This window comes from Microbacterium sp. BK668, from assembly GCF_004362195.1.
Taxonomy (GTDB): domain Bacteria; phylum Actinomycetota; class Actinomycetes; order Actinomycetales; family Microbacteriaceae; genus Microbacterium.
The window spans coordinates 2,168,923-2,194,079 of the sequence record NZ_SNWG01000001.1 but is presented as its reverse complement, the minus strand read 5'-3'; the positions used below and the strand labels follow the sequence as shown (position 1 = coordinate 2,194,079).

Below are 25,157 nucleotides of genomic sequence, written 5' to 3'. Positions count from 1 at the left end.
GTCCTCACATCCGGAAGACGCCGTAGCCGGCCGGCCGGTCGACCGCTGCGTGCGTCGCAGCGCGCATGCAGACATCGAGTGCAAGGCCGAGGACGTCGCGGGTCTGGGCGGGCTCGAGGATCCCGTCATCCCACAGGCGCGCGGTCGAGTAGTACGGGCTGCCCTGCTCCTCGTACTGGGCGCGGATCGGCGCCTGGAACTCGGCCTCCTCCTCGGCACTCCAGCTGCCGCCGCCCGCCTCGATCTGGTCGCGGCGAATCGTGGAGAGGACGGATGCCGCTTGCGGCCCGCCCATCACCGAGACGCGTGCACCCGGCCAGAGCCAGAGGAAGCGCGGGGAGTATGCGCGGCCGCACATCGAGTACGTTCCCGCGCCGAACGACCCCCCCACCACGACGGTGAGTTTGGGCACGGAGGCGCACGCGACGGCATTCACCATCTTCGCGCCGTGCTTCGCTATTCCGCCCGACTCGTACTCACGGCCCACCATGAAGCCCGTGATGTTCTGAAGGAACAGGAGCGGGATCCCGCGCTGATCGCAGAGCTCGATGAAGTGCGCGCCCTTGAGCGCCGACTCGGCGAAGAGCACGCCGTTGTTGGCGATGATGCCGACGCGGTGTCCATGCAGCCGGGCGAACCCCGTGACGAGCGTCTCGCCCCACTCGCGCTTGAACTCGTGGAACGTGCCGGCATCGATCAAGCGGTCGATGATCTCTCGCGCGTCGTAGGGAGCGGTGAGCTCGACGGGCACGACGTCGACGAGCGTCTCGGGGTCGCGCGCCGGCGCGGCGGCGACGTCGACGTCGTAGGGCAGCGGCGGTGCAGTCGGGAGCGTCGCGACGATGTCGCGCACGATCTGCAGCGCGTGCTCGTCGTTCTCGGCGAGGTGATCGGTGACGCCCGAGACGCGCGTGTGCACGACGCCGCCCCCGAGGTCTTCGGCCGTCACGACCTCGCCCGTGGCGGCCTTCACCAGCGGCGGTCCGCCGAGGAAGATCGTCCCCTGATTGCGCACGATGACGGTTTCGTCGCTCATCGCGGGAACGTACGCTCCCCCGGCGGTCGACGATCCGAGCACCGCGGCGATCTGCGGGATGCCGTCTCGCGACATCCTCGCCTGGTTGTAGAAGATGCGGCCGAAGTGCTCCTTGTCGGGGAAGACCTCGTCCTGCATCGGCAGGAAAGCGCCGCCGGAGTCGACGAGATAGATGCACGGAAGCCGGTTCTCGGCGGCGATCTCCTGTGCCCGCAGGTGCTTCTTGACCGTGATCGGGTAGTACGTGCCCCCCTTCACCGTCGCGTCGTTCGCGACGACCATGACATGGCGGCCGTGCACCAGCCCGATGCCGGCCACCACTCCCCCCGCCGGGCAGTCGCCGCCGTAGAGGTCGTAGCCGGCGAGGGGCGCGACCTCGAGGAACGGGCTGCCGCGGTCCAGCAGCAGGTCCACGCGATCGCGCGCGAGCAGCTTGCCCCGCTCGGTGTGGCGTGCGCGCACCCTCTCCGGACCGCCGAGTGCCGCCTCCGTGCGGCGCTGGCGCAATTCGTCCACGAGGTCGCGATACGTCGGCTTCGTCGCCGTCGGCATCTGCCGCTCCTTCTCGGTTATTGGTTATTAACCGAAATCAGGGTACACCGTCACCGGGGAGCAACGCGAGGGCCGGGTGCGACCGGTTCGGCCGCCCGCTCATCCCGCTCGTGACCCTGCGCCGAGGACTCGTGCGATCGCGGGGACGACCCACGCCGCGGCGAGCGCCAGAATGACGCCGACGAGGGTGAGCCCGACCCGCTCGATGAACCAGTGGGCCGGCGACTCCGTCTCTCCGAGTAGCAGCATCGACAGGACGAGGATGGTCGAGAAGAAGGGGAAGACGTACCACCGGCTCCCCGCCGTGCCGCTGCCCGCGGCGAGTACGAGAAGCACGAGCAGGGCGACCACGGGCAGCGGCAGACCTGCGGCGGCGATCGCGCACGCGACGATCGCCCCCGCGGTCACCGAGATGGCCCGGCCCCATCCCCGCGCATCGAGCTGGCGACGATCCGGCCGGCTCACCATGAGAGCGGCCGTGGCCGCCCAGCCGGGATGGTCGGCCCCCCACGCGAAGCCGAGCGCCGCACCCACCGCTCCCGCGAGCCCGATCTGCACCCCGTACACGATCATCGCGGTCCGGGATGCCGCAGCCCGGGGCGGTCGCATGACGGCCGGCGCCGCTGTCCACAGGAGCGACACGAGCCACCCGTACGCGGACCCCGCGGCGATCAGTCCCGCTGCCGCGAACCCGCGCTGCCAGGACCCCTCGGACAGGCCCACGCCCACCAGGGGCAGCCCGAGCATCATCGCGACGGGTGCGAGTCGCCGTGCCGGATCGCTCACCGTGATGGCGACGAGGACGCACAGGACGAACAGCGTTGCGACGGCGACGACGGGCCAGGGCGACACGAGCGATCCGACGAAGATCGAGAACCCGGCAAGCGCCCCGACGAGGACGACGAGCGCCCGCTCGCGCCGGGTGCTGAGCAGTCCCAGCGCGGCGGCAGGAAGCACGCCGACGGCGAGCGACAGACCCGCGAACGCGTCGAGAAGCGTGCAGATCGTGGCCGGCACCGCGAGGGCCGCCCCGTAGGCGACGTTCCGCCACGACCATGCGATCGCCGCGCTGTTCGACACGGCTCCACTCTGCCCGCTCGAGCCGACCTCGGTCGTCACGTCGGTCGCGCCGCTCAGCCCGCGCGTGCGGCGACGACCCTCGCCGTCGCGGCGGGGTCGGCCCGGTGCATGACCGACTCCGGCACGACGACCAGGTCGGCGTGCGGGATCGCCTCGGCGAGGCGATCGGACCGCGAGATGAGAAGGGGGAACGTCTGCTCCCCCCGCAGCACCGTCACCGGCTGTGAGACCGCCAGCATCTCGGGAGACGGCGTCGAGACGCGGTCGGTGAGGCGTGTGTCGTAGACGGTGGACTGCGCGATCGGCACGAGGGGAGCGAACTGGGGGCTCGCGCGGAAGCTCTCGACCATCTCCTCCGGCAGCCCCACCCCTTCGAGCTGGAAGGTCACGACGGCGTCCTCCCCGCGCCCCTGGTCGATGAGCGTCTGCAGTCGTTCGGCGAGGTCGGCAGCCGGCGCGCTCTCCCCGAAGCGGAACGGGGGCTCCGACAGGAAGAGCGCCGTGATGGGCACTCCGCGCGACGCGGCGTAGAGGGCCAACACCGCTCCCGAGGAGTGGCCGAGCACGATCGCCGCGCCGCCCGTCGCCGCGATGACCGCCGCCAGGTCGTCGGACTCGTCTTCCGGGGTGCTGCCCGGCCGGTCCCCGCTCGATCCGCGCGCCCGCCGATCCCACGTCACCGCGCGGAACCCGGAGGCGGCCAGTGCAGACGCGAGGGGCGCGGCATCCGCCGCCTGCGACAGCGCGCCGTTGACGATCACCACGACGGGACCGTCACCCACGTGCGTGTAGGCGATCGGCGTCCCGTCGGCGGAGTTCACGATGTCCATGCCCGACACCCTAGTGACGGCGTGCGACAGTGGAGGTCCGACCTTCGCGACCGCCGGGAGGAACGCACCGTGACGCACGCCGCGCCCCATGTCGACCCGATCGAGGCTCTGCGCCGACGCGAGAGCGAGAAGTGGTCGGCCTACCCCGACGACGTCCTCCCCCTCTTCGTCGCCGAGATGGACTTCGCCCTCGCCCCGCCGATCAAGACGGCGCTTGCGCGGGCACTGCAGCGCGACGACACCGGCTACGTGAACACCCGCGACACGCGCACGGCTCGAGCCTTCGCCGAGTTCGCGCGCGACCGGTGGGGGTGGGAGCCGCGCGTCGAGCGCATGGGGTACGCGACCGACGTGAGCACCGTCATCGTCGAGGCCCTGCGTCGCCTCATCGTGCCGGGCGAGGGCGTCGTCATCACCCCGCCCGTGTATCCCCCGTTCTTCGACTTCATCCCCGAGGCCGGCGGAACGGTCGTCGAGGTGCCGATGCTCGATGACGGCGAGACCTACCGCCTCGACCTCGACGGGATCGACCGCGCGCTGGATGCCGGCGCCCGGGCCGTCCTGCTGTGCAATCCCGGCAACCCGACCGGAACGGTGCACGATCGCGAGACGCTCGCCGGGCTGTCCCGGGTCGTGGCGCGGCACGGGGCATCCGTCGTCAGCGACGAGATCCACGCACCGCTCGTCCATCCCGGCACGACCTTCACGCCGTATCTCACCGTCTCCGAAGAGGCGCGCGACCACGGCATCGCCGCCGAGTCGGCCAGCAAGGCCTTCAACCTGGCGGGGCTCAAGACGGCGATGTTCGTCGCCGAGTCCGATCGCATGGCGGAGCTTCTCCATGAACTGCCCGAGGAGGTCGCCGTGCGAGCGGGCATCTTCGGATTCATCGCCACACGCGAGGGCTTCACGCACGGCCGGGAGTGGCTGGATGCCGCGGTCGCGGCCGTCGTCGCGAACGCCGAACTCCTCGAGCGCCAGCTGGCGGAGCATCTCCCGGCCGTCCGGTACCGCCGGGGCGCGGCGACCTACCTGGCCTGGCTCGACTTGTCCGGGCTCGACCTCGGCGACGACCCGGCGGCGTGGATCCTCGAGCACGCGAAGGTGGCTCTCGTAAGCGGGCTGGACTTCGGCGCGCCCGGCGCGGGCTACGCGCGCCTCAATCTGGCGTGCGCACCGGAGACGATCGTGGAGGCGGTGCGCCGGATTGCCGCCGCCGTCGACGAAGGTGAAGCGGCCTGACATGCCGGACGACGACCCGAGGCTCGGTCTCACGCTGGGCGGCGGCGGCGCGTTCGGCGCCGCCCACGTGGGCGTCCTGCAGGTGCTGCAGGAACGCGGCATCCAACCCGCTATCGCGACCGGCACGAGCTCGGGGGCTCTCGTCGCCGCCGCGTACGCCGCCGACATCGACCCTGCGGCGATCGAGCAGGCGGCACTCGCCTTCCGATGGCGAGAGATCGCCCGATGGTCGGGTGCGCCTCGGTGGGGTCTCCTCAACTCGAGCGTCGTGACGAAGTCCGTGCGGCGCGCGCTCGGCGCCGACCCCCTCATCGAAGACCTCCCCCGTCGCTTCGCCGCCGCCGCGACGGACCTCCGCACGCGACGGCTCGTCGTGCTCGACCGCGGGCCGCTGAGCATCGCGCTGCGCTCGACGATCGCGGTCCCTGGACTCATCCCGCCCGTCCGTCGCCACGGCGCGCTGCTCGCCGACGGCGGGATGATCGACAACGTCCCGGTCGCAGCGACACGTCGGCTCGGCGCCGAACGCCTGGTCGTCGTGCGGCTTCACGCGAAGTGGGAGAACGTGCGGATGATGCGCACCGTCTCGCGGACCGCCGACCTCGTGCGGGACCCGTCGGTGCTGCTCGTCCAGCCCGAGATGGAGCGGATGGCGCAGTGGACGATGTCGGACGTCCCGCGCCTCATCGCCGAGGGCCGACGTGCAGCCGAAGCGGCCCTCGACGCCCGGCCCGACTGGGCCTCGGACGCCGCATCCGCGGAGATCGCCGAGAATCCGGAGCGCGTCCGAGCCGACGGGACGGCTCCGATGCTAGACTGATGTGTTCCCGGATCCGGGGACTCGAGCGTCTCTTCCCGCGCCTCACTGTGGAGAAGCCGATCTCCGACGCTCGTCGATCACCCTGGAGCGGCTCCTGATCACCGCTCGCCATCGCGCACGAGATCGCTCGGCCGTTTCGGATTCCTCCCCAATGCATCCCCTCACCCGCATCGTCGTGGTCGACTGGCGTCAAGCCGACCACGACGTCTTCGTCGCGACCCTCGTCGGCGAATATGCAGGCTTCGTCGACATCACCGCCGACGGCGCGCGCGCTCAGGACGCACGCGGGTGCGACCTCGGCCTGCACGAGTCCGCCGACGCCGCGCGGGCGGCTGTCGAGGCATCCGTGCTGCGTATGGCCCACGCCGGAACTCGACCGGCCCCCCTTGATCGTCCGCGCCGCATGCGTCGGCGTGGCACCCCCGGCCGTCATCACGGCCCGAAAAGTAGAAGGAAAGACACGATGGCCACTGGCACCGTGAAATGGTTCAACTCCGAGAAGGGCTACGGGTTCATCGCGCCCGATGACGGCTCGAACGACCTCTTCGCGCACTTCAGCGCGATCACCGGCAACGGCTTCAAGGAGCTCCGCGAGGATCAGAAGGTCGAGTTCGACGCCGAGCGTGGTCCCAAGGGCATGCAGGCGGCGAACATCCGTCCCCTCTGAATCGCAGCGACAGACGCCCGCCTCGGCTTGCGCCGGGCGGGCGTCTTCGTATCTCCAGCGGCCGAGCTTCCGGCATCCGCTTCCCTGTCGAACGTCTGGGAGATCCGAGGTATGCCGCCCGCTCCATACGGGCACACGTAGCGTGGGACCCAGCGATGGGCGACCGCCTCTGGCTTCCACGGCCGCACCGGTCCCCAGCGAACGGATCTCTCATCTCTTCGAACACCCTCGAGTCCCGACTCGGTCCCGTCCGCCAGACCTACTCCGGAACCGCAGATTTCCCGCCGATGGCGCGCGCGTACACCGATGTGTCACAGGTGATCCGCGAGAGCGGTCTGCTGCGGCGCACTCCATGGTTCTACGCCCTCGTCGGGGCAGGTGTCGCGGTCGGCTTCGCCGGCACGATCACCGGCATCCTCCTGCTCGGCGACAGCTGGCTGCAGCTACTCATGGCGGCGGCTCTCGGCATCCTCTTCACCCAGGTGGCCTTCCTGGCTCACGAGGCGGCGCATCGCCAGATCCTCACGTCGGGCCCGGCCAACGACCGCCTCGCCCGAATCCTCGGGGCCGGCGTCGTGGGCATGAGCACCTCCTGGTGGTCGAGCAAGCACACGCGCCACCACGCGAACCCCAACCGGGTGGGCAAGGATCCCGACATCGAGGTCGACACCGTGTCGTTCCTGGATGCCGATGCCGCGCAAGCTCGGGGGCTGCGGCGCCTGGTCACCCGGCGTCAAGGGTGGCTGTTCTTCCCCCTTCTCACTCTCGAGGGACTCAATCTGCACTATCTGACGTTGCGGCACGTCCTGGGGCGGGAGCCGGTGAAGGACCGGTGGCCGGAGATCGCCCTCCTGGCGACGCGCTTCGCGCTCGTGCTCACGCCGATCTTCCTGCTCCTCCCCGCGGGGATGGCCTTCGCGTTCGTGGGCGTCCAGCTCGCCGTCTTCGGGGTCTATATGGGCGCTTCCTTCGCACCCAATCACAAGGGCATGCCGGTGATCGCCCCGAACGCGAAGCTCGACTTCTTCAGCAAGCAGGTGCGCACCTCGCGCAACGTCAGCGGCGGCTGGTGGGCGACGTGGCTCATGGGCGGTCTGAACTACCAGGTCGAGCATCACCTCTTTCCGAACATGCCGCGACCGCACCTCGCTCGCGCCCGCGAGATCGTTCGCGAGCAGTGCAGGTCCCTCGGCGTGCCGTACACCGAGACCACCCTGTGGCGCTCGTATGGCATCGTCATCGGCTATCTGAACCGGGTGGGGCTTGCCGCACGGGACCCCTTCGACTGTCCGGTCGTGGGAGCCTACCGACCGGCCTGAGCTGTGCAGCACCACTGACGGCGGCCCAGCCGGGCGAAGCCAGGGGCCTGGACACGAAGCTCATGTCCAGGGTTCCTCGAATCGATTCGATAGGATAGCGGTCTCGCCTCCGGGCGCTTCCCTCCCTTTCCTCTTCTCCTGGCTTCGAGAGCACCTCCATGTCCACTGCCCTCACCACGGGTCGCCCGTGGCGCGTCATCGCCCTGTTCTCCGTGCCCCTGCTGCTCGGCAACGTCGTGCAGCAGCTCTACCAGTTCGCCGACGCGTTGGTCGTCGGTCGGCAGCTGGGTGTCGACGCGCTGGCCGCCGTCGGCGCGACCGGCAGCATGCTCTTCCTGCTCCTCGGCTTTGCGTGGGGACTCACCTCGGGCTTCGCCATCCCGACGGCGCAGGCGTTCGGCGCGCAGGACTTCCGCGCCGTCCGGCACTCGGTCGCCGCCGGGAGTCTCCTGACCGCGGTGTGCTCGGTGGTGCTGACGATCGGCGCTCCGCTGCTGAGCCGCCCTCTGCTCGAGCTCCTCCAGACGCCGCCCGAGCTTCTGGACGATGCCGTCGTCTTCGCCCAGGTGAGCTTCCTCGGCGCCGGGGCGCTCATGTTCTTCAACTACCTCTCGGCGATCATCCGAGCGACGGGCGACTCGCGGACGCCCCTCGTCTTCCTCACGCTCGCGTGCGCCCTCAACGTAGGGCTCGTGATCGTCATGGTCGGCCCCTTCGGCTGGGGAGTCGGCGGCGCGGCCCTCGCGACCGTCGTGTCGCAGGCAGTCTCGGTGCTGCTGTGCCTGGAGTTCGTGCGGCGACGGATGCCTGTGCTCCACGTCCGCCGCGGCGACTGGCGCGTGTCGCGGGCCGAGCTCGGCGCGCACCTCCGCCTCGGCCTGCCGATGGGCTTCCAGGCCTCGATCATCGCCGTCGGCACGCTCGTCGTGCAGGTCGCCCTGAATCATCTCGGTACCGACGCGGTCGCCGCCTACACCGCCGCGTCGCGCGTCGACGGCCTCGCGATCGCCCTGCTGCAGTCCCTCGGGCTGGCGGTGTCGATGTACGTGGCGCAGAACCACGGCGGCGGACGCCCCGACCGGATCCTGCGAGGCGTGACGCAGGCCACGTGGATCGCGGTGGCCTGCGCCGTGGTCCTCGGCGCGCTCTTCATCGCCTTCGGCGCCGCGCTCATACAGCTCTTCGTGGGCGCCGGCTCGGGCGAAGTGGTCGACCTCGCCGCGCAGATGCTCGCGATCAACGGCGCGACCTACTGGATCCTCGGCATCCTGTTCGTCGTCCGCGGCGCGCTGCAGGGTCTCGGGCACACCCTCATCCCGACGGTGACCGGCACGATCGAGCTGTTCATGCGCGTCGGCGCGGCCGTGGTGCTCGGCGGAGCGTTCGGCTTCGTCGGCGTGGCGGCGAGCAATCCCCTCGCGTGGGTCGGCGCGGTCGTCGTCCTCGTCCCGGCGTACCTGCACGCACGACGTCAGCTCGCCGCGACGCCGATCACCCCGACCGTGGTCACCCCGACGACGCCCATCGCTGTGATGGGACCGACGGACGGGTCGATGACGGTGGATGCCGTGGTCACCGCCTCGATCGTGCTCCCGGGCGGCGCCACCACCGCGTCGGTGCCCGTCCACCGCCCCCGGCGACCGTTCGCGCGTGTGTCGAGGCGCCGGCGGAGAGTTCCGAGAGGCTGAGGCGCCGAACTCCCGGCAGCGCGCGTTCGACGCCGCGCAGAGCTGACTTCCTCGTGTGCCGCAACCGGGGTGCCGATCGGCGGATCCCCGCGTAGGCTCGCGACCCATGCGCACGCACGACCGCGACCACGACATCGTCCTCCTCGGCGCGACCGGATTCGTCGGTCGCTACACCGCGAGGCATCTGGCCCGGTCTGCGCCGGACGGCGCCCGCATCGCCGTGGCCGGACGGTCGCGCGAGCGTCTGGACGGCCTGACGCGGGAGCTCGGCGTCGACTGGCAGACGATCGAGATCGACACCGCCGACGACACCGCCGTGGCGCGTCTGGCCGCCTCGACTTCGGTCGTCGCGACGACAGTCGGTCCGTACCTGCGCTACGGCGCCGGGGTCGTGTCGGCCTGCGCTCGCGCGGGCACGGACTACGCCGACCTGTCGGGCGAGAGCGTCTTCGTCGCGCGCAGCATCGCGCGCAATTCCGACGTCGCACGCGAGAGCGGCGCGCGGATCGTCCACTCCTGCGGCTTCGACTCGATCCCGTCCGATCTCGGGATCGGGCTGGCGCACGCGGCCGCCGGCGGCCTGCCCATCGTCGCCGCGACGCTGCGCGTGCGGTCGCTGCGCGGCGGCGTCAGCGGCGGGACGATCGACTCCCTCCGTCAGCAGCTGAAGGGGGCGAAGTCGGATGCCTCATCCCGCCGCCTCATCGCCGATCCGTACGCGCTCACGCCGGGCCCGTCGGTGCGACTGCCCGGCGGTTCAGGCAGCGGCTGGGGGCGGGAGCGCGGGTCCTGGCAGGCGCCGTTCATCATGGGAGCCTACAACCAGCAGATCGTTCAGCGGAGCAATCATCTGACGGGATGGAGCTACGGTCAGCTTCTGCGCTACCGCGAGGTCGTCCGCACGGGCCGCGGGCCGGCCGGGTTCCTGCGCGCAGCAGGAATCACGGTGGGCACCGCGGCCCTGGTGGGTGCCATGTCCTTCGCTCCGACGCGGACGGTCGTGGACCGCATGCTTCCGGCGCCGGGGGTCGGCCCGAGCGCGAAGACGATCGAGGACGGCCGCTTCGCGGTCGACGTCGACGTCTATCCGGTGCAGGGCGCGCCGATCAGGACGACGATCGCCGCCCCGTACGATCCCGGATACGGCGGCACGGGCGTCATGCTGGCCGAGTCGGCGCTGAGTCTCGCCCTCGACGACCTTCCGGATCGAGCGGGCGTCCTCACGCCGATGGTGGCGATGGGCGAGCAGCTGGCGGACCGGTTGCGCGCGCACCGGTTCACGATCGAGGTGCGGCCGCTGTCCTGACCTCCCCACCATCCGCCCGGGCGCCGGGATTCGCGCGTCGGCGACGGCTGTCAAGGGGGTGCGGGCGCGGGTCCTGGTCCACGAGGGTGAGCGCATGAGCATCCACAACGCGCATCTCGAGGGCGGCCTCGACGACGATGACCGCACTGCCGCGATCGAGCGCGTCGTCGCCGAACTCGAAGACGACATCCGTCACGGCCGGGTCATGGATGACATGAGCCGGCTGCTCGGCGAGCGACTCGAGGCGGCCGGCGTCTCGCTCGCTCCCGCCGCGATCGACGAGCTCGCGGACGCGATCGAGACCGACGCGTCCCTCTGAGCCAGGCGCGAGGAATTCAGAGGCCGACGGAACTCAGTCGAAGATCCCCACCGACTCCGACAGCCGCGTGACCTCGTCAGCGCCCAGTTCGAGATCGGCGGCCCGGGCGGAGTCCGCGATGGATGCCGCGCGCCTCGCGCCGGGGATCGGGATGACGCAGGGGTCGAGCGCGAGCTCCCATGCCAGCACGATCTGCTGCGGACTGACGCCGTGCGCCTCGCCGACATCGCGGAACGCCCCGAACCGCTCGCCCACGCTGCGCGCTCCCCCGCCTGTGCCCCCGAGCGGGCTCCAGGGCAGGAACGCGATGCCGCGCTCGCCGCAGAACCGCAGCTCGTCGTAACTGCCGGGGTGCCTCGGCGAGAACTCGTTCTGCACGCTTGCGAGGTTCCCTTCGCCGAGCACGTCGATCGCGATCTGGATCTCCTCGACGCTCGCGTTGGAGATGCCCACCGCTCGCACGAGCCCGTCTTCCCGCAGCTTCCCGAGCGCCCGCATGACATCGGCGTACACCCGCGTGCGATCGGGCCGGTGGTACTGGTAGAGCTCGATCCGGTCGACGCCGAGGATCTGGAGCGACTTCTCGGCCGCGGAGCGCAAGTAGTCCTCCGAGCCGTTCCGGCCCCAGTTCTCGCCCTCGCTCCGGGTGATGCCGCCCTTGGTCGTCACGAAGATGCTCGACGCGTCGCCGTCCCACGTGCGCAGCGCCTCGGCGACGATTCTCTCGTTGTGCCCCATCTCGTCCCACGCCGGTGCGTAGATGTCGGCCGTGTCGATGAGCGTCACGCCCGCATCGAGCGCCGCGTGCACGGTGGCGACAGCATCGTCGAATGACGGATACTCCCGGTCGTTGTTCATCGACAGGGGCATCGCCCCGAGCCCGATGGCCGACACCTGCCGTCCCGCCAGAGTGCGCTGCTTCATGTGGTCTCCCTTCGCGTGATCACAGCCTGGCATCGACGGGGGCCGCCGGCGCGAGGCTGGACAATCCGACCTCCAACGTTGTACGCGTTGCACACCGGACGAGGCGCTCCTCAGCGTTCGCGCTGGCCCACAGCATCCACGCTCGACTTCCGGGCATCGCGGCGACGGCCCCATCGCGACGCGAAGAACAGCACAACGCCCACAGCCAGCAGTCCCGCGGCGAAGAGCCAGACGATCGGTCGCTGCTGGGTGAGCAGGATGATGCAGGATGCGATCCCCAGGATCGGGACGAACGTCCAGACCCGGAAGTGAGGATGCTCGACCTTCTCGCGACGCAGCACCAGCACCGACACGTTGGCGCTCAGGAAGACGATCAGAAGGAGCAGCACGACCGTCTCGGCGAGCGTCGCCAGATCGCCGACGAGCGTCAGCAGCATCGCGACGAGCGTGGTCGTCAGGATCGCGACCCACGGCGTCTTCCGGTGGGGAAGGACGCGGGACAGGATGCCGGGGAGCAGGCCCTGCTCCGACATGCCGTACGTGAGCCGGCTGGTCATGATCATGGTGAGCAGCGCGCCGTTGGCGACGGCGATGAGCGCGATGAGGCTGAACAGCCACGACGGGATCGCGACGCCGCTCGCCTCGACGACGGCCAGCAGAGGACCGCTCGATTCTGCGAGCGCGCTCGCCGGCAACGCGATGGCGCTCGCCAGGCCGACGAGGATGTAGATGACTCCGGCTGTGATGAGGGCGGCGAACAGCGCGACCGGGTAGGTCTTGCTCGGTCGCTTCACCTCCTCGATCATGTTGGCCGACGTCTCGAATCCGACGAACGAGTAGTACGCGATGATGGCGCCGCCGAGGACGGCCGCGCCGAGGCCGGCGCCCTCCGGCAGCTGCGTGACCCGCGACACGTCTCCTCTGCCGCCGCCCAGCATCAGCGCGACGACGACGATCACGATGACGAGGCCGCTCACCTCGATGATCGTCATGACGAAGTTCGCGCCCATCGATTCGCGGATGCCTCGGAGGTTGAGCAGCGCGACGAGCGCGAGGAAGACCACGGCGACCGGAATGGTCGGCAGGTCGACGAAGGTGCTGAAGTAGTCGCCCGCGAACGCCAGCGACAGCCCGGCAGCGCTCGTGACGCCGGCCGCGAGCATCGAGAAGCCGATGAGGAAGGAGACGAGCTTGTTGCGGAAGGCGCGCTCGGCGAAGACGGCTGCGCCCCCTGCGCGCGGATACTTCGTCACGAGCTCGGCGTAGGAGCCGGCAGTGAGCATCGCGAGCAGGAGGGCGAGCAGGAGCGGCGCCCACAGCATCCCCCCGACCTCTTCCCCGAGGACTCCCATCAGGGCGTAGATACCCGCGCCGAGCACGTCGCCGAGGATGAACGCATACAGCAGCGGCAGGGTGATGGCGCGGCGCAGGCGGGTGGGAGATGAGCCGTCGGCGTCGGTCGACGTGTCGGTGGGAAGCATGGGCACTCCTTCGGGGAGCGCGCGGGACCGGGGCCGGCGCGTCCGGAGTCCAGCCTGCCGGTCGGTCGGGATCCGGGGCTCGGTGGTTGACGCGAGCGGGATGGCTGGCGTATGGGCAGGTGCCGGGATGCGAGCCGAGGCGCGCGGACGCGGGCGACCCGTCGACGAGCCGAGGGACGCGAGACCGCGGCGGTCAGGCGCTCGGGGCGTGCCGCGATCGCCAGCGCTCGTTCGCGCGGGCACTCGCCGTCAGCAGCCGGTCGAGGCGGACGAAGTCGCGGGCGAGGATCCAGTGCCAGCCCCACAGGGGCAGCCACCCGACCTGCCACTTCAGCGAGTCGCCGAGCTCGCCCTCGTACTCGGCGTGGACGCGGGTGTGCGCACCGGACTCGGCGCAGGCATACTCCACGCGGGAGTTCCAGGGGGCCGACGACAGCCAGACGACCCGCCGGTTCTCCTCCAGCACGTCCAGCCGGTCGATGAAGTGGATGCGGAACGGACCGATGCGGTCCGTCCCCATCCACCGCGTCCCCACACAGGGCGAGCCGGCGTCGATCTGGTGGCGGAACTCGACGGCCGGTGCGAAGTCGTGCCACCTCGTCGGGTCGGCGAGGTAGGGGAAGACCGACTCCACGCGGTGTCGGACGGTGGCGTCGACGACGATGCGGCGCCTCCAGCGGTCGCCGGTCGCGCTCGGGTGAGGCTCGACCACCGGCGGATCCCGATCGAGCGCGTCCCCACGACGAGGCTCGTTCCCCACGGTGGTCAGCGTACTCCGGCGCGCTGCGACCGGACAGGGCCGGGCTCGCGGCGAACGGGGGGCCCGCGCGCAGCGACCGGACAGGGCCGGGCGCGCCGCATCCTCTCCCCCCGTGTCGCCGCGAGAGGCCCCGGTGTACGATGCCGCTGTTCGCCGCGCGGCCCGGCAGCGCCGGTTGTCGGCCGCGGGATCGGGGGTCGATATGGCTGTCAAGCTGCCCTCCTCTGGAGCACTGCCCGCGGGACAGTCGCCCGGGTGCGACCCCTCGGGCCTGATCCTCGTGCATCGCATCTTCCGCTGGATGTACTCGCAGCTGCCGATGCTGATCCGCGAGGTGGCGCCCGAGGACCTCGTGCGCGCGGAGACCGTCGGCGTGTACGCCAAGCTGTACTTCGACGCACTTCACCTGCATCACGAGACGGAAGACCTCATGCTGTGGGACCGCCTGACCGCGCGGGAACCCGGATGCGCGGCGCACGTGGACCGGATGAAGGCCCAGCACCGCGACGTGGCTGAGCGACTCGGCCGCATCGAGCCCCAGCTCGCGCCGTGGGTCGCGACGGCGGATCCCGGGCGTCGGGACGCTCTCGCTCGCGACATCGAGTCGCTTCACGACACGCTGGTCGTCCACCTCGATCAGGAGGAGGACGACATCATGCCGGTCGCGGGCGCGGTCATGTCGCAGCAGGAGTGGGACGAGCTGGAGACGCACACGCGCGCCGAGCTGACCGCGCGGCGCAAGGAGTGGCCGCGAGACGTGATGTCGCTGCAGCTCGGGCTGCTCCTCGCGAGCGTTCCGCCGTCGGAGCGCGACGAGTGGTACCGCACGAACGTGCCGGCGCCCGTGCGCCTGCTCTACCTGCTGCTGCTCAAGCGCCGCTACGACAGCGCGATGCGCGAGCTCTATCCGACCGGAGCAGTGCCTCCGATGGTGTGACGGCGACCGTGCCCACGGGGCGACACCGTCCGAGAAGGCGCCGACGCGAGCCGGGCAATGCGAGCCGGGCGACGCGAGCCGGGCGACAGGAGCGGGGCCCGACGTGCAATCGTGGGAGGGTGAAGATCGCCCTCCTGCAACGGTTCGTCGCGCTGGTCGAGAACGACCTGCACTTCCCGCGGGCTGCGGCGGCACTCGGCATCCCGCTCCCCTCGCTGTACTCGTCCGTCGAGAAGCTCGAGGCCGAGGTCGGGGCGCCGCTTACCACAGGCGAGGGAGCCGGTCGGCGTCTCACTCCGGCGGGGTCCCTCCTCCTTGTGGAGGCTCGGCAGCGCGTCGCCGAAGCTCCTCCTCCCGCGCCTCAGCCGGCCGGGAACGCGGGCGGGAAGGCCCGAGCCTCGAAGGGCAAGGGGCGGGCGCCGGTCGTGAAGGGCCAGCCGAAGCCCTACAAGAAGCGCCAGGGCCGGTAGCGCGCCGACGTCGGGTGCGCTCGGGCTGCCGGCTGCGGCTCAGACGTTGAAGCGGAACTCCACGACGTCGCCGTCCTGCATGACGTAGTCCTTGCCCTCCAGGCGCGCCTTGCCCTTGGCGCGGGCCTCGACGACCGAGCCCGTCGCGACGAGGTCGTCGAAGGAGATGACCTCCGCCTTGATGAAGCCCTTCTCGAAGTCGGTGTGGATCACGCCGGCCGCCTGAGGGGCCTTCCAGCCCTTGCCGATCGTCCACGCCCGGGCCTCCTTGGGCCCCGCCGTCAAGTACGTCTGCAGTCCGAGCGTGTCGAAGCCGATCCGCGCGAGCTGGTCGAGCCCCGACTCCTCCTGTCCCGTCGACGCCAGCAGCTCCGCGGCATCCTCGGGATCCAGGTCGATCAGCTCGGACTCGATCTTCGCGTCGAGGAAGACGGCCTTCGCCGGCGCGACGAGCGCTTCGAGCTCAGCCTTGCGCGAGGCATCCGTCAGCACCGCCTCATCGACGTTGAAGACGAAGATGAACGGCTTCGCTGTCAGGAGGCCCAGCTCCTTGATCGGCGTGAGGTCGATGCCCGACGCCGACAGCAGCTCTCCGCGCTGCAGCGCGTCGCGCGCGGCCTCCGCGGTCGAGAGCACGGCGGGGTCGAGCTTGCGGCCGCGCACCTCCTTCTCGTACCGGGTGATCGCCTTCTCGAGCGTCTCGAGGTCGGCGAGCTGCAGTTCGGCGTTGATCGTCTCCATGTCGCTCTGCGGATTCACCGCGCCCTCGACGTGCACGACGTCGTCATCGGCGAAGCCGCGCACAACCTGCGCGATGGCGTCGGCCTCGCGGATGTTGGCGAGGAACTTGTTGCCGAGGCCCTCGCCCTCCGATGCGCCGCGCACGATGCCGGCAATGTCGACGAAGGAGACGGCGGCCGGGAGGATGCGCTCGCTGTGGAAGATCTCGGCCAGCGTGTCCAGTCGCGGGTCCGGCAGGTTGACCACGCCGATGTTCGGCTCGATCGTCGCGAAGGGATAGTTCGCCGCGAGCACCTGGTTCTTGGTCAGGGCGTTGAAGAGGGTGGACTTGCCGACATTGGGCAGACCGACGATTCCGATGGTGAGAGCCACGGGCATCCAGTCTACGTGGGGCGGATGCTGCGCCTCGGGGGGGCCGGGACTCCCGACCGAGCTCCGCCCTCGGACCACGTCGGGATCGCACGGATGACGGTTCCCCTGTCGGCTGCGCGGCGATTCCTGCGATCTCGGCGACAAGAAGTGCACACCCGCGACGCGCGACGCGCGCTGCGCGGGTCAATCCGGGTCGACGCGCCACCGCATGAGCACGTTGCCCGACTCCTCCCAGACGTGCGTCCCGATCAAGCGCAGAGCGACGGGCGGTCGCGAGTCGAACAGCGACACTCCGCCGCCCGCGATCAGGGGGAAGGTGACGAGGTGCAGCTCGTCGACCAGTCCCGCATGCATGAGGTCGTTCCACAGGACTCGTCCGAGGAGGATCAGGATGCCTCGCCCCGGCGCCTGCTTCAGCGCCGCGACCTCGGTGCGGGCGTCGCCGATCCGGACGATCCGCGTGTGCGGATACGGTGCGATGTCGTCGTCCGAGACCGTGTCGGACACGACGATCTTGTCGACCTCGAGGATCAGCTCGGCGAACCGGCGTCGGATCCTCGTCGCCTGCGGGTCGCCGCGCACCTCGGACCAGTACTCCATGTTGCCCAGGAACGACCGACGGCCCGAGAGGAGCAGGGTATCGGACTCCTCGAGCAGCCCGGCCGTGTAGTGGTCGAACGAGTCCGCGCCCTCGTAGTCGGGATGATGGTGCTCGAAGAACGAGACGATGTCGTGGTCGTCGTCTTCGTAACGGCCGTCGACCGTGACGAAGTTGCAGACGATCAGCTTCCGCGCACTCACGGACGGATGCCTCGGAACGCCTCGGTGCGGTACGGCAGCGCCACCTCGCCGTCGCCCCCGACCTCGTCGTACAGTTCGCCGACCTCGTGGAGGATTCGCGTCCGCTCGTCCTCCGGGGCCGTCAGGATGTAGCTCCGCGATGCGGCCATGTCGAGGAAGGCGTGCTTCGTGAGGGGGCGCTTCCAGTCCCACGTCCGGCGGTCGAACGAGTCGAAGGGATGCCGCGGCGCCGGGCCGCCCTCGGCGATCATCGTCTCGGCAGCCGAACCGTGCATGATCGCCGTCAGGCGGCGGACCCACTCGACGCGCTCGTCCCGGACGTTCCAGATGAGGCCGAGGACGCCGCCCGGACGGAGGACGCGCGCCGCCTCCGCCGAGGCCGCGACGGGGTCGACCCAGTGCCACGCCTGGCCGAAGGCGACCGCGTCGACGCTCGCGTCGGGCAGCGGCATCCGCTCTCCGGTGCCCGCGAAGGTCGGCACGGCCCGGACGTTGCCCCGCAGCGTCGTCAGCATGTCCGGATCGGGGTCGATCGCGACAACCTCGGCCCCCGCCTCGACGAGGGTGCGCGTGAGCTTGCCGGTGCCGGCGCCCACGTCGGCGACGCGAATGGCGCGCTGCTCCGCGCGCAGCGGCTCGAGGAGCCACTCGACGGCCTCGCGGGGGTACTCCGGGCGCCCCGACTCGTACACTCCGGCGGCTGCTCCGAACGATGTGGACATCTCCTCGCGGCTGGCCATGATCAGAGCCTACGGCGGGGTGACGACGGATGCCTCTGCCTCGGTTCTGCGCGAGCGCGGCGCGCCTCGGCATCCGTCCCCTCCCTGCGAGCGAGGCTGACGGCGTGCCATTGGATTTCACCGCGATCGACTTCGAGACGGCGAATTCCAGCACCGCGTCGGCGTGTTCCGTCGGCCTCGCGCGAGTCCGCGACGGAGAGGTCGTCGCGACTGCCGGATGGCTCATCCAGCCGCCGCCGGGCCACGACCGCTTCTTCGACGTGAACACGCGGATCCACGGCATCCGCGAGCGGGACGTCGTCGGTGCGAAGGGCTGGACGGAGCAGTTGGACGACCTCGCCGCCTTCATCGGCGGCGACGTCCTCGTCGCGCACAACGCGGGCTTCGACATGACGGTCATCAGGCTCGCGTGCGAGGCGACGGGCGAGGTGTGCCCGCCGTACCGCTACCTGTGCAGCCTGCAGCTCGCGCGCAAGCTGTACGATCTCGACTCCTATCGGCTGCCGTCCGTCGCCGCCGTGGCCGGCTTCGTGGACTTCGCCCATCACGATGCAGCGGCCGATGCGCTCGCCTGCGCGCACATCGTCATCGATGCGGCGCAGCGCACCGGCGCCTACAGTGTGACGTCGCTCGCCGAGGCGGCCAACGTCCGCATCTCGCAGATCCGGGTCGTCGAACCCGCACCGCTCTTCGACTTCGGGTCCGTGGTCGCCGTCGCCTGACCGGTCGTCGCACGGCCCCGCGCGCCGTGGCGGAGGGCCGCCACGCGATGTCGGAGGTTCGTGGGATGCTCGACCATGTCGGCAGGGGACCTCCCGACCGGCGGAACCAAGCCCAGTGCCCGGGCGAGATCACGCAGTGCGATGACTGCGTCGACCTGAGGGGCACCATGCGAAGCGATGGAGTTCTCGGCTTCACCGACGCGCAGTCCGCCGCGCTCGCTGAGGCAGCGCAGCTGCTCCAGCGCGGAATGGATGCCGCGGCCCAGGCTGCTGCGATGATCACGACGGCGCTGGCGAGGGGTGGCAGAGTCGCCGAAGACGTCGCCTCGTCGAGCGACGCCCGCGTGCGCGAGCACGACATGGCGCTCCGCGCGATCGCCGCCGAGCTGGCCGGCATCCTCCGGCAGGACGACCGTACCGTCCAGCGTCGCATCGGCGACGCGCGGGAGCTCACCGAGCTGTATCCGCGGACCTTCGAGGCCGGGAGGCGCAACGAGATCTCCGAGCGGCACCAGCGGCTCATCCTCGATCTCGGCGCTGCGCTGCCTTCCGACGAACGCGTCGACTTCGAGACGGCCGCGATCGCGGTGTGCCGGGAAGACACACCCGGTCGTGTGAAGGGCCGGCTCGAGATGATCGCAGCACGGCTGCACCCGCGCACCCTGTCCGAGCGGCATCGCGAGGCCCGGGACGCCCGCAACGTGAGAGTGATCGACCTCGGCGAAGGCATGTCGGATCTCATCGCAACACTTCCCACGGTGCTCGCCCATGCGGTCTGCGGCAGGCTCACCGCGCAGGGCCGAGCCATCGCCGACACCCGCACGCGCGATCGCAGCGCGCGAGACGGGACGGCGGGTGCTGCGCCCGCGGGAACGTCGCCCGAGCCCGTGCTCTCGCGGCTGATCCCGAGCGAGGTCACGATCAGCGACGCGCGGACCTTGGATCAGGTGCGTGCGGACGTGCTCGCCGACATCCTCCTGACCGCGGCACCGGATGCCGACCCGACCCGCACCGACGACGGACCGGGGACGCTCGGCGCCATCCGCGCCCGCGTCCAGGTGGTCGTGCCCGCGCTCACCCTGCTGGGAGCGGACGACGGACCGGTCGACCTCGTCGGGCGTTCCCCGATCGACGCAGATACGGCGCGAGCGCTGCTCGGCGCGACGAAGCACCCGATCGAGCGGATCCTCACCGACCCGGTCACCGGATCCGTCATCGAGGTCGACACGTACGAGCGCCCGGCCTCGCTCGATCGGTATCTTCGGGCGCGCGACCAGCGGTGCCGTTTCCCGGGCTGCCGTATGCCGGCCGTGCGCTGCGAGGTGGATCACAATCACGACGCGGCACGAGGCGGCAGGACCTGCCGGCGCAACCTCTGTCACCTCTGTCAGAGGCACCACTCGATGAAGCAGTTCACGGCCTGGAAGGTGCGGCCGCTCGAGGACGGCCTCCTGGAGTGGACCTCACCGCTCGGCCGCGTCTACATCGACCGACCGCCGATGCCGGTGACCTTCGTGCCCGACCCGGAGCCCGGCCGGGCCTTCGATCCGCCGGGCGCTGACCGAACAACGCCGTCCGACGCGGCCGCTGGACCTCAGGATGGGGCGGATGCGCCGTTCTGAGCTCATTCGACACTTACTCGAGCGACTTCCGCGACCTGCCCGGTCCCGCCGAGCGGATGTCGGAGGCATCCGTCATCCTTCACTCATGGATGCTCTTCTCGTCGCGATCCTCGTGATCGGCGGTCTCGCGGCCGGCCTTCTCGCCGGGTGGTTCGCGGGACTCGCGCGCGGCACGACGCGCAGCGCCCGCGAGCAGGCGGAGCTGCGGGCGCGCCTGGCGGGGTCGGAAGCCGCGCGCGCCGGTGTGCAGGCCCAGCTCGATCATCAGCAGCTGCTCTACCGCGAGCTTGCGGGGCAGGCGCGGGCCGATCAGGCCATGCGGGAGGAACGCGAGCGTCGCGAGCACGCCGTGCTGCGTGCCCTCGCGCCGGTCAGCGAGACGCTCCACACGATGCAGCAGAAGGTCGACGCCCTCGAGCGCGACCGCCAGGCGCAGTTCGGCGCGCTCGCCGAGCAGCTGCGGCACTCGCGCGAGTCGGACGAAGCGCTGCGCGCGACGACGGAAGCGCTCGCCGGCGCTCTGCGCTCGGGAAGCACGCGCGGCGTGTGGGGCGAGACGCAGCTCCGTCGTGTCGTCGAAGCCGCGGGGCTGACGAGATACGTCGACTTCGAGACCCAGGCCTCCATCGTGACGGATGCCGGAGCCGGCCGTCCCGACATGGTGATCCGGCTGCCCGGCGACAAGGCGCTCGCGGTCGACGCGAAGGTGCCGCTCGACGCCTATCTCGAGGCGAGCGCCATCCCCCTCACCGCTCAGGGCGCCGAAGGCGCACGCCGCAAGACGCTGCTCGAGAAGCACGTCAAGGCCGTGCGCGGGCACGTCGACGCGCTCGCGAAGAAGACCTACTGGGCAGGGCTGTCGTCGAGCCCCGAGTTCGTCGTCTGCTTCGTGCCGTCGGAATCCCTGCTTGCGGCCGCGCTCGAAGAAGACCCTGCCCTCCTCGACTACGCCTTCGGCCGCCGCGTCGCCCTCGCTTCGCCGGTCAACCTGTGGGCAGTGCTCAAGACCGTCGCCTATACGTGGACGCAGCAGGATGTCTCGGCCGAGGCCCGACGTCTCTTCGAGCTCGGCAACCAGCTCTACGAGCGGCTGGGCGGGCTCGCGGGTCACGCCGACGACCTGCGACGCGCGATCGAGCGGACGGTCGACAGCTACAACAAGTTCACCGGCTCGCTCGAGTCCCGCGTGCTCGTCTCCGCTCGGCGGTTCCCGGGCATCGACGCCACCAAGCTCGACGCCGTGTCGGCTCCCCCGGCGATCGACCGAGCGCCCCGCCACCTGACGGCCCCGGAGCTTCTCGAGGCGATCGACGCCGGCGAGTCCTCCGACGAACTGGATCTGAGCGCCGACCTCGGCGAGCTGCGCGACCGCATCTCGACCGACTGACCCCTGACCCGACGCGTCGCGTCAGCCCGGTCAGGACTCTCGTCGGTCGTCGAGCGAAGGACAGGAGCGATCGAGACGAAACGCCCGTAACCCGCGCGAGAGGGCGTCCCCGACGCTCAGGCGCCGCCGGGGACGAGGCTCATGAGCGCTATCACACCGGCGGACACGACCACGAAGGCCCCGATCATCCACCACGCCGAGACCTGGTGACCCTCGTCTCGGCGCACCCGGAAGAAGACGTCGGGGCGCCGGGCGGGGTCGGTAGCGTCTTTGATAACGGCTTGGGCTCCGGTCTGCGGACCCGTGGTCTGCACAGTCATCGGCATCCCTTCGACGTGCGTCGGCGCCGTTCGACGCCTTCACCATTGTGCCAGACCGCCCATGCCCGGTCGGGAACGCTTGACAACGACTCGGACACGTTCACCGAACGTTCAGCCACGGATCCGGGCATGCCGATCGCGGTCGGCGCTTCCCGGCGGTCCGCTCCCCGCAATGCGACAGCGCGGGCCCGTCAGCTCACAGCCACTTCGACGTCAGGTGCTCCGACGTGATGCGACGCAGCGTCCCCGAGGCCCCGCGCAGCACGACGCTCTCGGTGTAGATCCAGTCGCCGTCCCGGCGGACCCCGCCGACGAGCTCGCCGTTCGTCACGCCCGTGGCGACGAACAGCGTGTTCCTGCCGGTCACGAGGTCGTCCGCCTCGTAGACGAAGTCGTCGAGCCGGAGCCCGGCCTCGACGCCCTTCTGCTTCTCGTCGTCGTCGCGCGGCCAGAGGCGACCCTGGATGTGACCGCCGAGCGCCTTGATCGCGCACGCGGTCACGATGCCCTCCGGGCTGCCGCCGATGCCGACGCACATGTCGGTGCGCGCGTTGTGGCGAGCGGCGTTGATGCCGCCGGCGACATCGCCGTCGGACATGAGCCGCGTGCCGGCGCCGGCATCCCGGATCTCCTGGATGAGCTGCGCGTGACGCGGGCGATTCAGCACCGACACGACGAGCTCGTCGACGGGCTTGCCGAGGGCTTTGGCCAGGAGGCGGATGTTCTCGGCGATGGGAAGACGGATGTCGACGACGCCGACCCCCGCCGGTCCGGTCACGAGCTTGTCCATGTAGAAGACCGAGGACGCGTCCAGCATCGACCCGCGGTCGGACACCGCGATCACCGACAGCGCGTTGTTCCGTCCCTCCGCCGTGAGCGTCGTGCCGTCGATCGGGTCGACCGCGATGTCGCACCGCGGGCCCCTCCCGTTACCGACGCTCTCGCCGTTGTACAGCATCGGCGCGTTGTCCTTCTCGCCCTCGCCGATGACGATCACACCGTCGAAGTTGACCGTCGTGAGGAATGCGCGCATCGCGTCGACGGCGGCTCCGTCGGCGAGCTCCTTCTGCCCGCGGCCGATGAACGGCACCGCCCGGATGGCCGCCGCCTCCGTGGCCCGCACCAGCTCGAGAGCGAGGTTGCGGTCGGGATGCAGAGGGCTCAGGTCTTCGGTCAGGCTCACCATGGCGTCAGCCTAGACCCCGGCCTCGTCGTCGACCGGGGATTTGCGCCGCGCCGGCGTGAAGGAAACGCGAATCTTTCACGTGCGGCAGGAGGCGCTCAGCGGGCCGTCGCGGCGGGGACGAGGCATCCCGAGTCTCGAAGGCCCTTCGCTAGAGTTGGGCCTGAACGTCCCCCGAGCAAGGAGCACGACATGCCCGTCGCCACCCCCGAGCAGTACGCCGAGATGCTGGACCGCGCGAAGGCCGGCGGCTTCGCGTACCCTGCGATCAACGCCGCCAGCTCGCAGTCGATCAACGCGATCCTGCAGGGTCTCACCGAGGCCGGATCCGACGGCATCATCCAGGTGACCACGGGCGGCGCCGACTACTTCGCCGGGCACACCGTCAAGGGCCGCGCCACCGGCGCGCTCGCGTTCGCGAAGTTCGCCACCGAGGTCGCCAAGAACTACCCGGTCACGATCGCGCTCCACACCGACCACTGCCCGAAGCCCGCGCTCGAGGACTTCGTCCTGCCGCTCATCGCCGCCTCGGAAGAAGAGGTCAGGTCCGGTGGCAGCCCCCTCTTCCAGTCGCACATGTGGGACGGCTCGGCCGTCCCGCTCGATGAGAACGTCGAGATCGCGAAGGAGCTTCTCCCGCGGCTGAAGGCGATCAACGCGATCCTCGAGGTCGAGATCGGCGTCGTCGGCGGAGAAGAGGACGGGGTCAAGCACGAGGGCACCAACGACGCGCTGTACACCACCACGGGCGATGTCTCGAAGTTCGTCGAGGCGCTCGGACTCGGGGAGAACGGCCGGTACATCGCGGCCCTCACGTTCGGAAACGTGCACGGCGTCTACAAGCCGGGCAACGTCAAGCTCAAGCCCGAGCTCCTCGGCGAGATCCAGGAGGGCATCGCCGCACAGTTCGGCACCGGGCCGAAGCCCCTCGACCTCGTCTTCCACGGCGGCAGCGGCTCGACCGACGACGAGATCGCCGAGGCGGTCGCCAACGGCGTCGTGAAGATGAACATCGACACCGACACCCAGTACGCCTTCACCCGCTCGGTCGCCGGCTTCATGTTCGAGAACTACGACGGAGTGCTCAAGGTCGACGGCGAGGTGGGGAACAAGAAGGCCTACGACCCCCGCGCGTGGGGCAAGATCGCGGAGTCGGCGATGGCGGCTCGCGTCGTCGAGGCGACGAAGCAGCTCGGCTCCTTCGGCAAGTCCCAGAGCTGACAGGATTCGCTCCGCTGGATGCCTCGGCCCGCCGGGCCGGGGCATCCGTCGTCTCCGCGGCTACAGGGGGTCGCGGTACCCGTCGAGCAGCCCTGGCGCACCGTCGGGCGCCGGCACGACCACGATCTCGTCGCCCGCCTCCACCGTGCCCGTTCGCACGACGCGGAGATACGGCCCCAGCCGCCGCTCCGCGGAGAAGCGCTTGACCCACCCGCGCTGATGCGCGCCCCCGACCCTGCGGGCGAAGGTGCCGCAGGGAGTCCGGGGCATCGTCACCTCCAGCTCGACCCGTGATCCGATGCGCCAGCGCTCACCGATCCGCGCCGCGTTGACGTCGAGTCCCTCGGTCCGCAGGTTCTCACCGAAGAACCCCGGCGCGAGCTCGCGGCCCAGCTCCGCCTCCCAGAACCGCGCGTCCTCCTGCGCGTAGGCGTACAGCGCCTTGTCGAGCCCGCCGTGGTGCTTGCGGTCCGCCTGCACGTCGCCGTAGGCGCCGAACGCCCGGATCCGCACCGGTCCTGCGACCGCCCGCTTGTCGATCGCGGTCACCCCGTTCCCCGGATCACGACGCAACTGGTGCACGACGCAGACGGCGAGGAGGCGGGGCATCCCGCAAG

At 70.5% G+C, this 25,157-nt stretch carries 25 protein-coding genes; 13 read left to right on the top strand and 12 right to left on the bottom strand.

What is annotated here, in order from left to right; genetic code table 11:
- Positions 1-4 precede the first annotated feature (4 nt).
- The 3 genes from EV279_RS09750 to EV279_RS09740 all read right to left on the bottom strand — a co-directional run bounded on the left by EV279_RS09750 (position 5) and on the right by EV279_RS09740 (position 3,498).
- Positions 5-1,588, bottom strand: a complete 1,584-nt coding sequence (locus tag EV279_RS09750) for a carboxyl transferase domain-containing protein (RefSeq protein WP_133542999.1) — start codon at positions 1,586-1,588, stop codon at positions 5-7.
- Between the two features lie 99 nt (positions 1,589-1,687).
- Positions 1,688-2,668, bottom strand: coding sequence for an FUSC family protein (locus tag EV279_RS09745; RefSeq protein ID WP_133542996.1), 981 nt, complete (start codon positions 2,666-2,668; stop codon positions 1,688-1,690).
- Between the two features lie 53 nt (positions 2,669-2,721).
- Complete coding sequence (locus tag EV279_RS09740; protein ID WP_133542994.1) at positions 2,722-3,498, bottom strand: alpha/beta hydrolase; 777 nt, start codon at positions 3,496-3,498, stop codon at positions 2,722-2,724.
- 69 nt (positions 3,499-3,567) lie between these two features.
- Between EV279_RS09740 and EV279_RS09735 the strand changes: the two genes are divergently transcribed.
- The 7 genes from EV279_RS09735 to EV279_RS09705 all read left to right on the top strand — a co-directional run bounded on the left by EV279_RS09735 (position 3,568) and on the right by EV279_RS09705 (position 10,859).
- Positions 3,568-4,740, top strand: a complete 1,173-nt coding sequence (locus tag EV279_RS09735; protein ID WP_243728514.1) for an aminotransferase class I/II-fold pyridoxal phosphate-dependent enzyme — start codon at positions 3,568-3,570, stop codon at positions 4,738-4,740.
- 1 nt (position 4,741) lies between these two features.
- Entirely contained in the window at positions 4,742-5,560 is an 819-nt protein-coding gene (locus EV279_RS09730) for a patatin-like phospholipase family protein (protein WP_133542993.1), read from the top strand.
- Between the two features lie 463 nt (positions 5,561-6,023).
- Positions 6,024-6,227, top strand: coding sequence for a cold-shock protein (locus EV279_RS09725; RefSeq protein ID WP_133544825.1), 204 nt, complete (start codon positions 6,024-6,026; stop codon positions 6,225-6,227).
- Between the two features lie 155 nt (positions 6,228-6,382).
- Positions 6,383-7,546, top strand: a complete 1,164-nt coding sequence (locus tag EV279_RS09720; RefSeq protein ID WP_133542990.1) for an acyl-CoA desaturase — start codon at positions 6,383-6,385, stop codon at positions 7,544-7,546.
- 158 nt (positions 7,547-7,704) lie between these two features.
- Entirely contained in the window at positions 7,705-9,234 is a 1,530-nt protein-coding gene (locus EV279_RS09715; protein WP_133542988.1) for an MATE family efflux transporter, read from the top strand.
- Between the two features lie 106 nt (positions 9,235-9,340).
- Complete coding sequence (locus EV279_RS09710; RefSeq protein ID WP_133542986.1) at positions 9,341-10,540, top strand: saccharopine dehydrogenase NADP-binding domain-containing protein; 1,200 nt, start codon at positions 9,341-9,343, stop codon at positions 10,538-10,540.
- Between the two features lie 94 nt (positions 10,541-10,634).
- Positions 10,635-10,859 (top strand): hypothetical protein, encoded by a 225-nt coding sequence (locus EV279_RS09705; protein WP_133542984.1) that lies wholly within the window; start codon positions 10,635-10,637, stop codon positions 10,857-10,859.
- Between the two features lie 33 nt (positions 10,860-10,892).
- Here the strand turns inward: EV279_RS09705 and EV279_RS09700 are convergent, their stop codons facing one another.
- From EV279_RS09700 to EV279_RS09690, 3 genes are all read right to left on the bottom strand, one after another.
- Positions 10,893-11,783: an aldo/keto reductase gene (locus EV279_RS09700; RefSeq protein ID WP_133542982.1), complete on the bottom strand. Its 891-nt coding sequence runs from the start codon at positions 11,781-11,783 to the stop codon at positions 10,893-10,895.
- Positions 11,784-11,893: 110 nt separating this feature from the next.
- Positions 11,894-13,264 carry an APC family permease gene (locus EV279_RS09695; protein ID WP_133542979.1) on the bottom strand — a complete coding sequence of 457 codons (1,371 nt, stop codon included), beginning with the start codon at positions 13,262-13,264 and terminating at the stop codon, positions 11,894-11,896.
- A 193-nt stretch (positions 13,265-13,457) separates the two neighbouring features.
- A complete protein-coding gene (locus tag EV279_RS09690) occupies positions 13,458-14,024 on the bottom strand; it encodes a hypothetical protein (protein ID WP_133542978.1) in 567 nt (188 codons plus the stop codon).
- A 202-nt stretch (positions 14,025-14,226) separates the two neighbouring features.
- Between EV279_RS09690 and EV279_RS09685 the strand changes: the two genes are divergently transcribed.
- Together EV279_RS09685 and EV279_RS09680 are read left to right on the top strand one after the other, a co-directional pair.
- Positions 14,227-14,961 carry a hemerythrin domain-containing protein gene (locus tag EV279_RS09685; protein WP_133542976.1) on the top strand — a complete coding sequence of 245 codons (735 nt, stop codon included), beginning with the start codon at positions 14,227-14,229 and terminating at the stop codon, positions 14,959-14,961.
- A gap of 119 nt (positions 14,962-15,080) precedes the next feature.
- Positions 15,081-15,431 carry a LysR family transcriptional regulator gene (locus tag EV279_RS09680; protein WP_133542974.1) on the top strand — a complete coding sequence of 117 codons (351 nt, stop codon included), beginning with the start codon at positions 15,081-15,083 and terminating at the stop codon, positions 15,429-15,431.
- Between the two features lie 39 nt (positions 15,432-15,470).
- On the opposite strand, the gene ychF is transcribed toward EV279_RS09680, so the two are convergent.
- From ychF to EV279_RS09665, 3 genes are all read right to left on the bottom strand, one after another.
- Positions 15,471-16,544, bottom strand: a complete 1,074-nt coding sequence (gene ychF / locus EV279_RS09675) for a redox-regulated ATPase YchF (RefSeq protein ID WP_133542972.1) — start codon at positions 16,542-16,544, stop codon at positions 15,471-15,473.
- A 183-nt stretch (positions 16,545-16,727) separates the two neighbouring features.
- Entirely contained in the window at positions 16,728-17,345 is a 618-nt protein-coding gene (locus EV279_RS09670) for a dihydrofolate reductase family protein (RefSeq protein WP_133542970.1), read from the bottom strand.
- On the bottom strand, positions 17,342-18,085 hold the full coding sequence (locus tag EV279_RS09665) for a methyltransferase domain-containing protein (RefSeq protein WP_133542968.1): 744 nt from the start codon (positions 18,083-18,085) through the stop codon (positions 17,342-17,344). The genes EV279_RS09670 and EV279_RS09665 overlap by 4 nt, the downstream gene beginning before the upstream one ends.
- A 104-nt stretch (positions 18,086-18,189) precedes the next feature.
- Between EV279_RS09665 and EV279_RS09660 the strand changes: the two genes are divergently transcribed.
- The 3 genes from EV279_RS09660 to EV279_RS09650 all read left to right on the top strand — a co-directional run bounded on the left by EV279_RS09660 (position 18,190) and on the right by EV279_RS09650 (position 21,816).
- Positions 18,190-18,807: an exonuclease domain-containing protein gene (locus EV279_RS09660; protein ID WP_133542966.1), complete on the top strand. Its 618-nt coding sequence runs from the start codon at positions 18,190-18,192 to the stop codon at positions 18,805-18,807.
- 167 nt (positions 18,808-18,974) lie between these two features.
- Positions 18,975-20,429: an HNH endonuclease signature motif containing protein gene (locus tag EV279_RS09655; RefSeq protein WP_208109511.1), complete on the top strand. Its 1,455-nt coding sequence runs from the start codon at positions 18,975-18,977 to the stop codon at positions 20,427-20,429.
- A gap of 85 nt (positions 20,430-20,514) precedes the next feature.
- Complete coding sequence (locus tag EV279_RS09650) at positions 20,515-21,816, top strand: DNA recombination protein RmuC (RefSeq protein WP_133542964.1); 1,302 nt, start codon at positions 20,515-20,517, stop codon at positions 21,814-21,816.
- A gap of 116 nt (positions 21,817-21,932) precedes the next feature.
- Here the strand turns inward: EV279_RS09650 and EV279_RS09645 are convergent, their stop codons facing one another.
- Complete coding sequence (locus tag EV279_RS09645; RefSeq protein ID WP_243728512.1) at positions 21,933-22,136, bottom strand: UDP-N-acetylmuramyl pentapeptide phosphotransferase; 204 nt, start codon at positions 22,134-22,136, stop codon at positions 21,933-21,935.
- 196 nt (positions 22,137-22,332) lie between these two features.
- Complete coding sequence (gene glpX / locus EV279_RS09640) at positions 22,333-23,322, bottom strand: class II fructose-bisphosphatase (RefSeq protein WP_133542960.1); 990 nt, start codon at positions 23,320-23,322, stop codon at positions 22,333-22,335.
- A gap of 189 nt (positions 23,323-23,511) precedes the next feature.
- Here glpX and fbaA point away from each other — a divergent pair, with 189 nt between their 5' ends.
- Positions 23,512-24,540, top strand: coding sequence for a class II fructose-bisphosphate aldolase (gene fbaA / locus EV279_RS09635; protein WP_133542958.1), 1,029 nt, complete (start codon positions 23,512-23,514; stop codon positions 24,538-24,540).
- Positions 24,541-24,600: 60 nt separating this feature from the next.
- Here the strand turns inward: fbaA and EV279_RS09630 are convergent, their stop codons facing one another.
- Complete coding sequence (locus tag EV279_RS09630) at positions 24,601-25,149, bottom strand: MOSC domain-containing protein (RefSeq protein ID WP_133542955.1); 549 nt, start codon at positions 25,147-25,149, stop codon at positions 24,601-24,603.
- Positions 25,150-25,157: the final 8 nt, after the last annotated feature.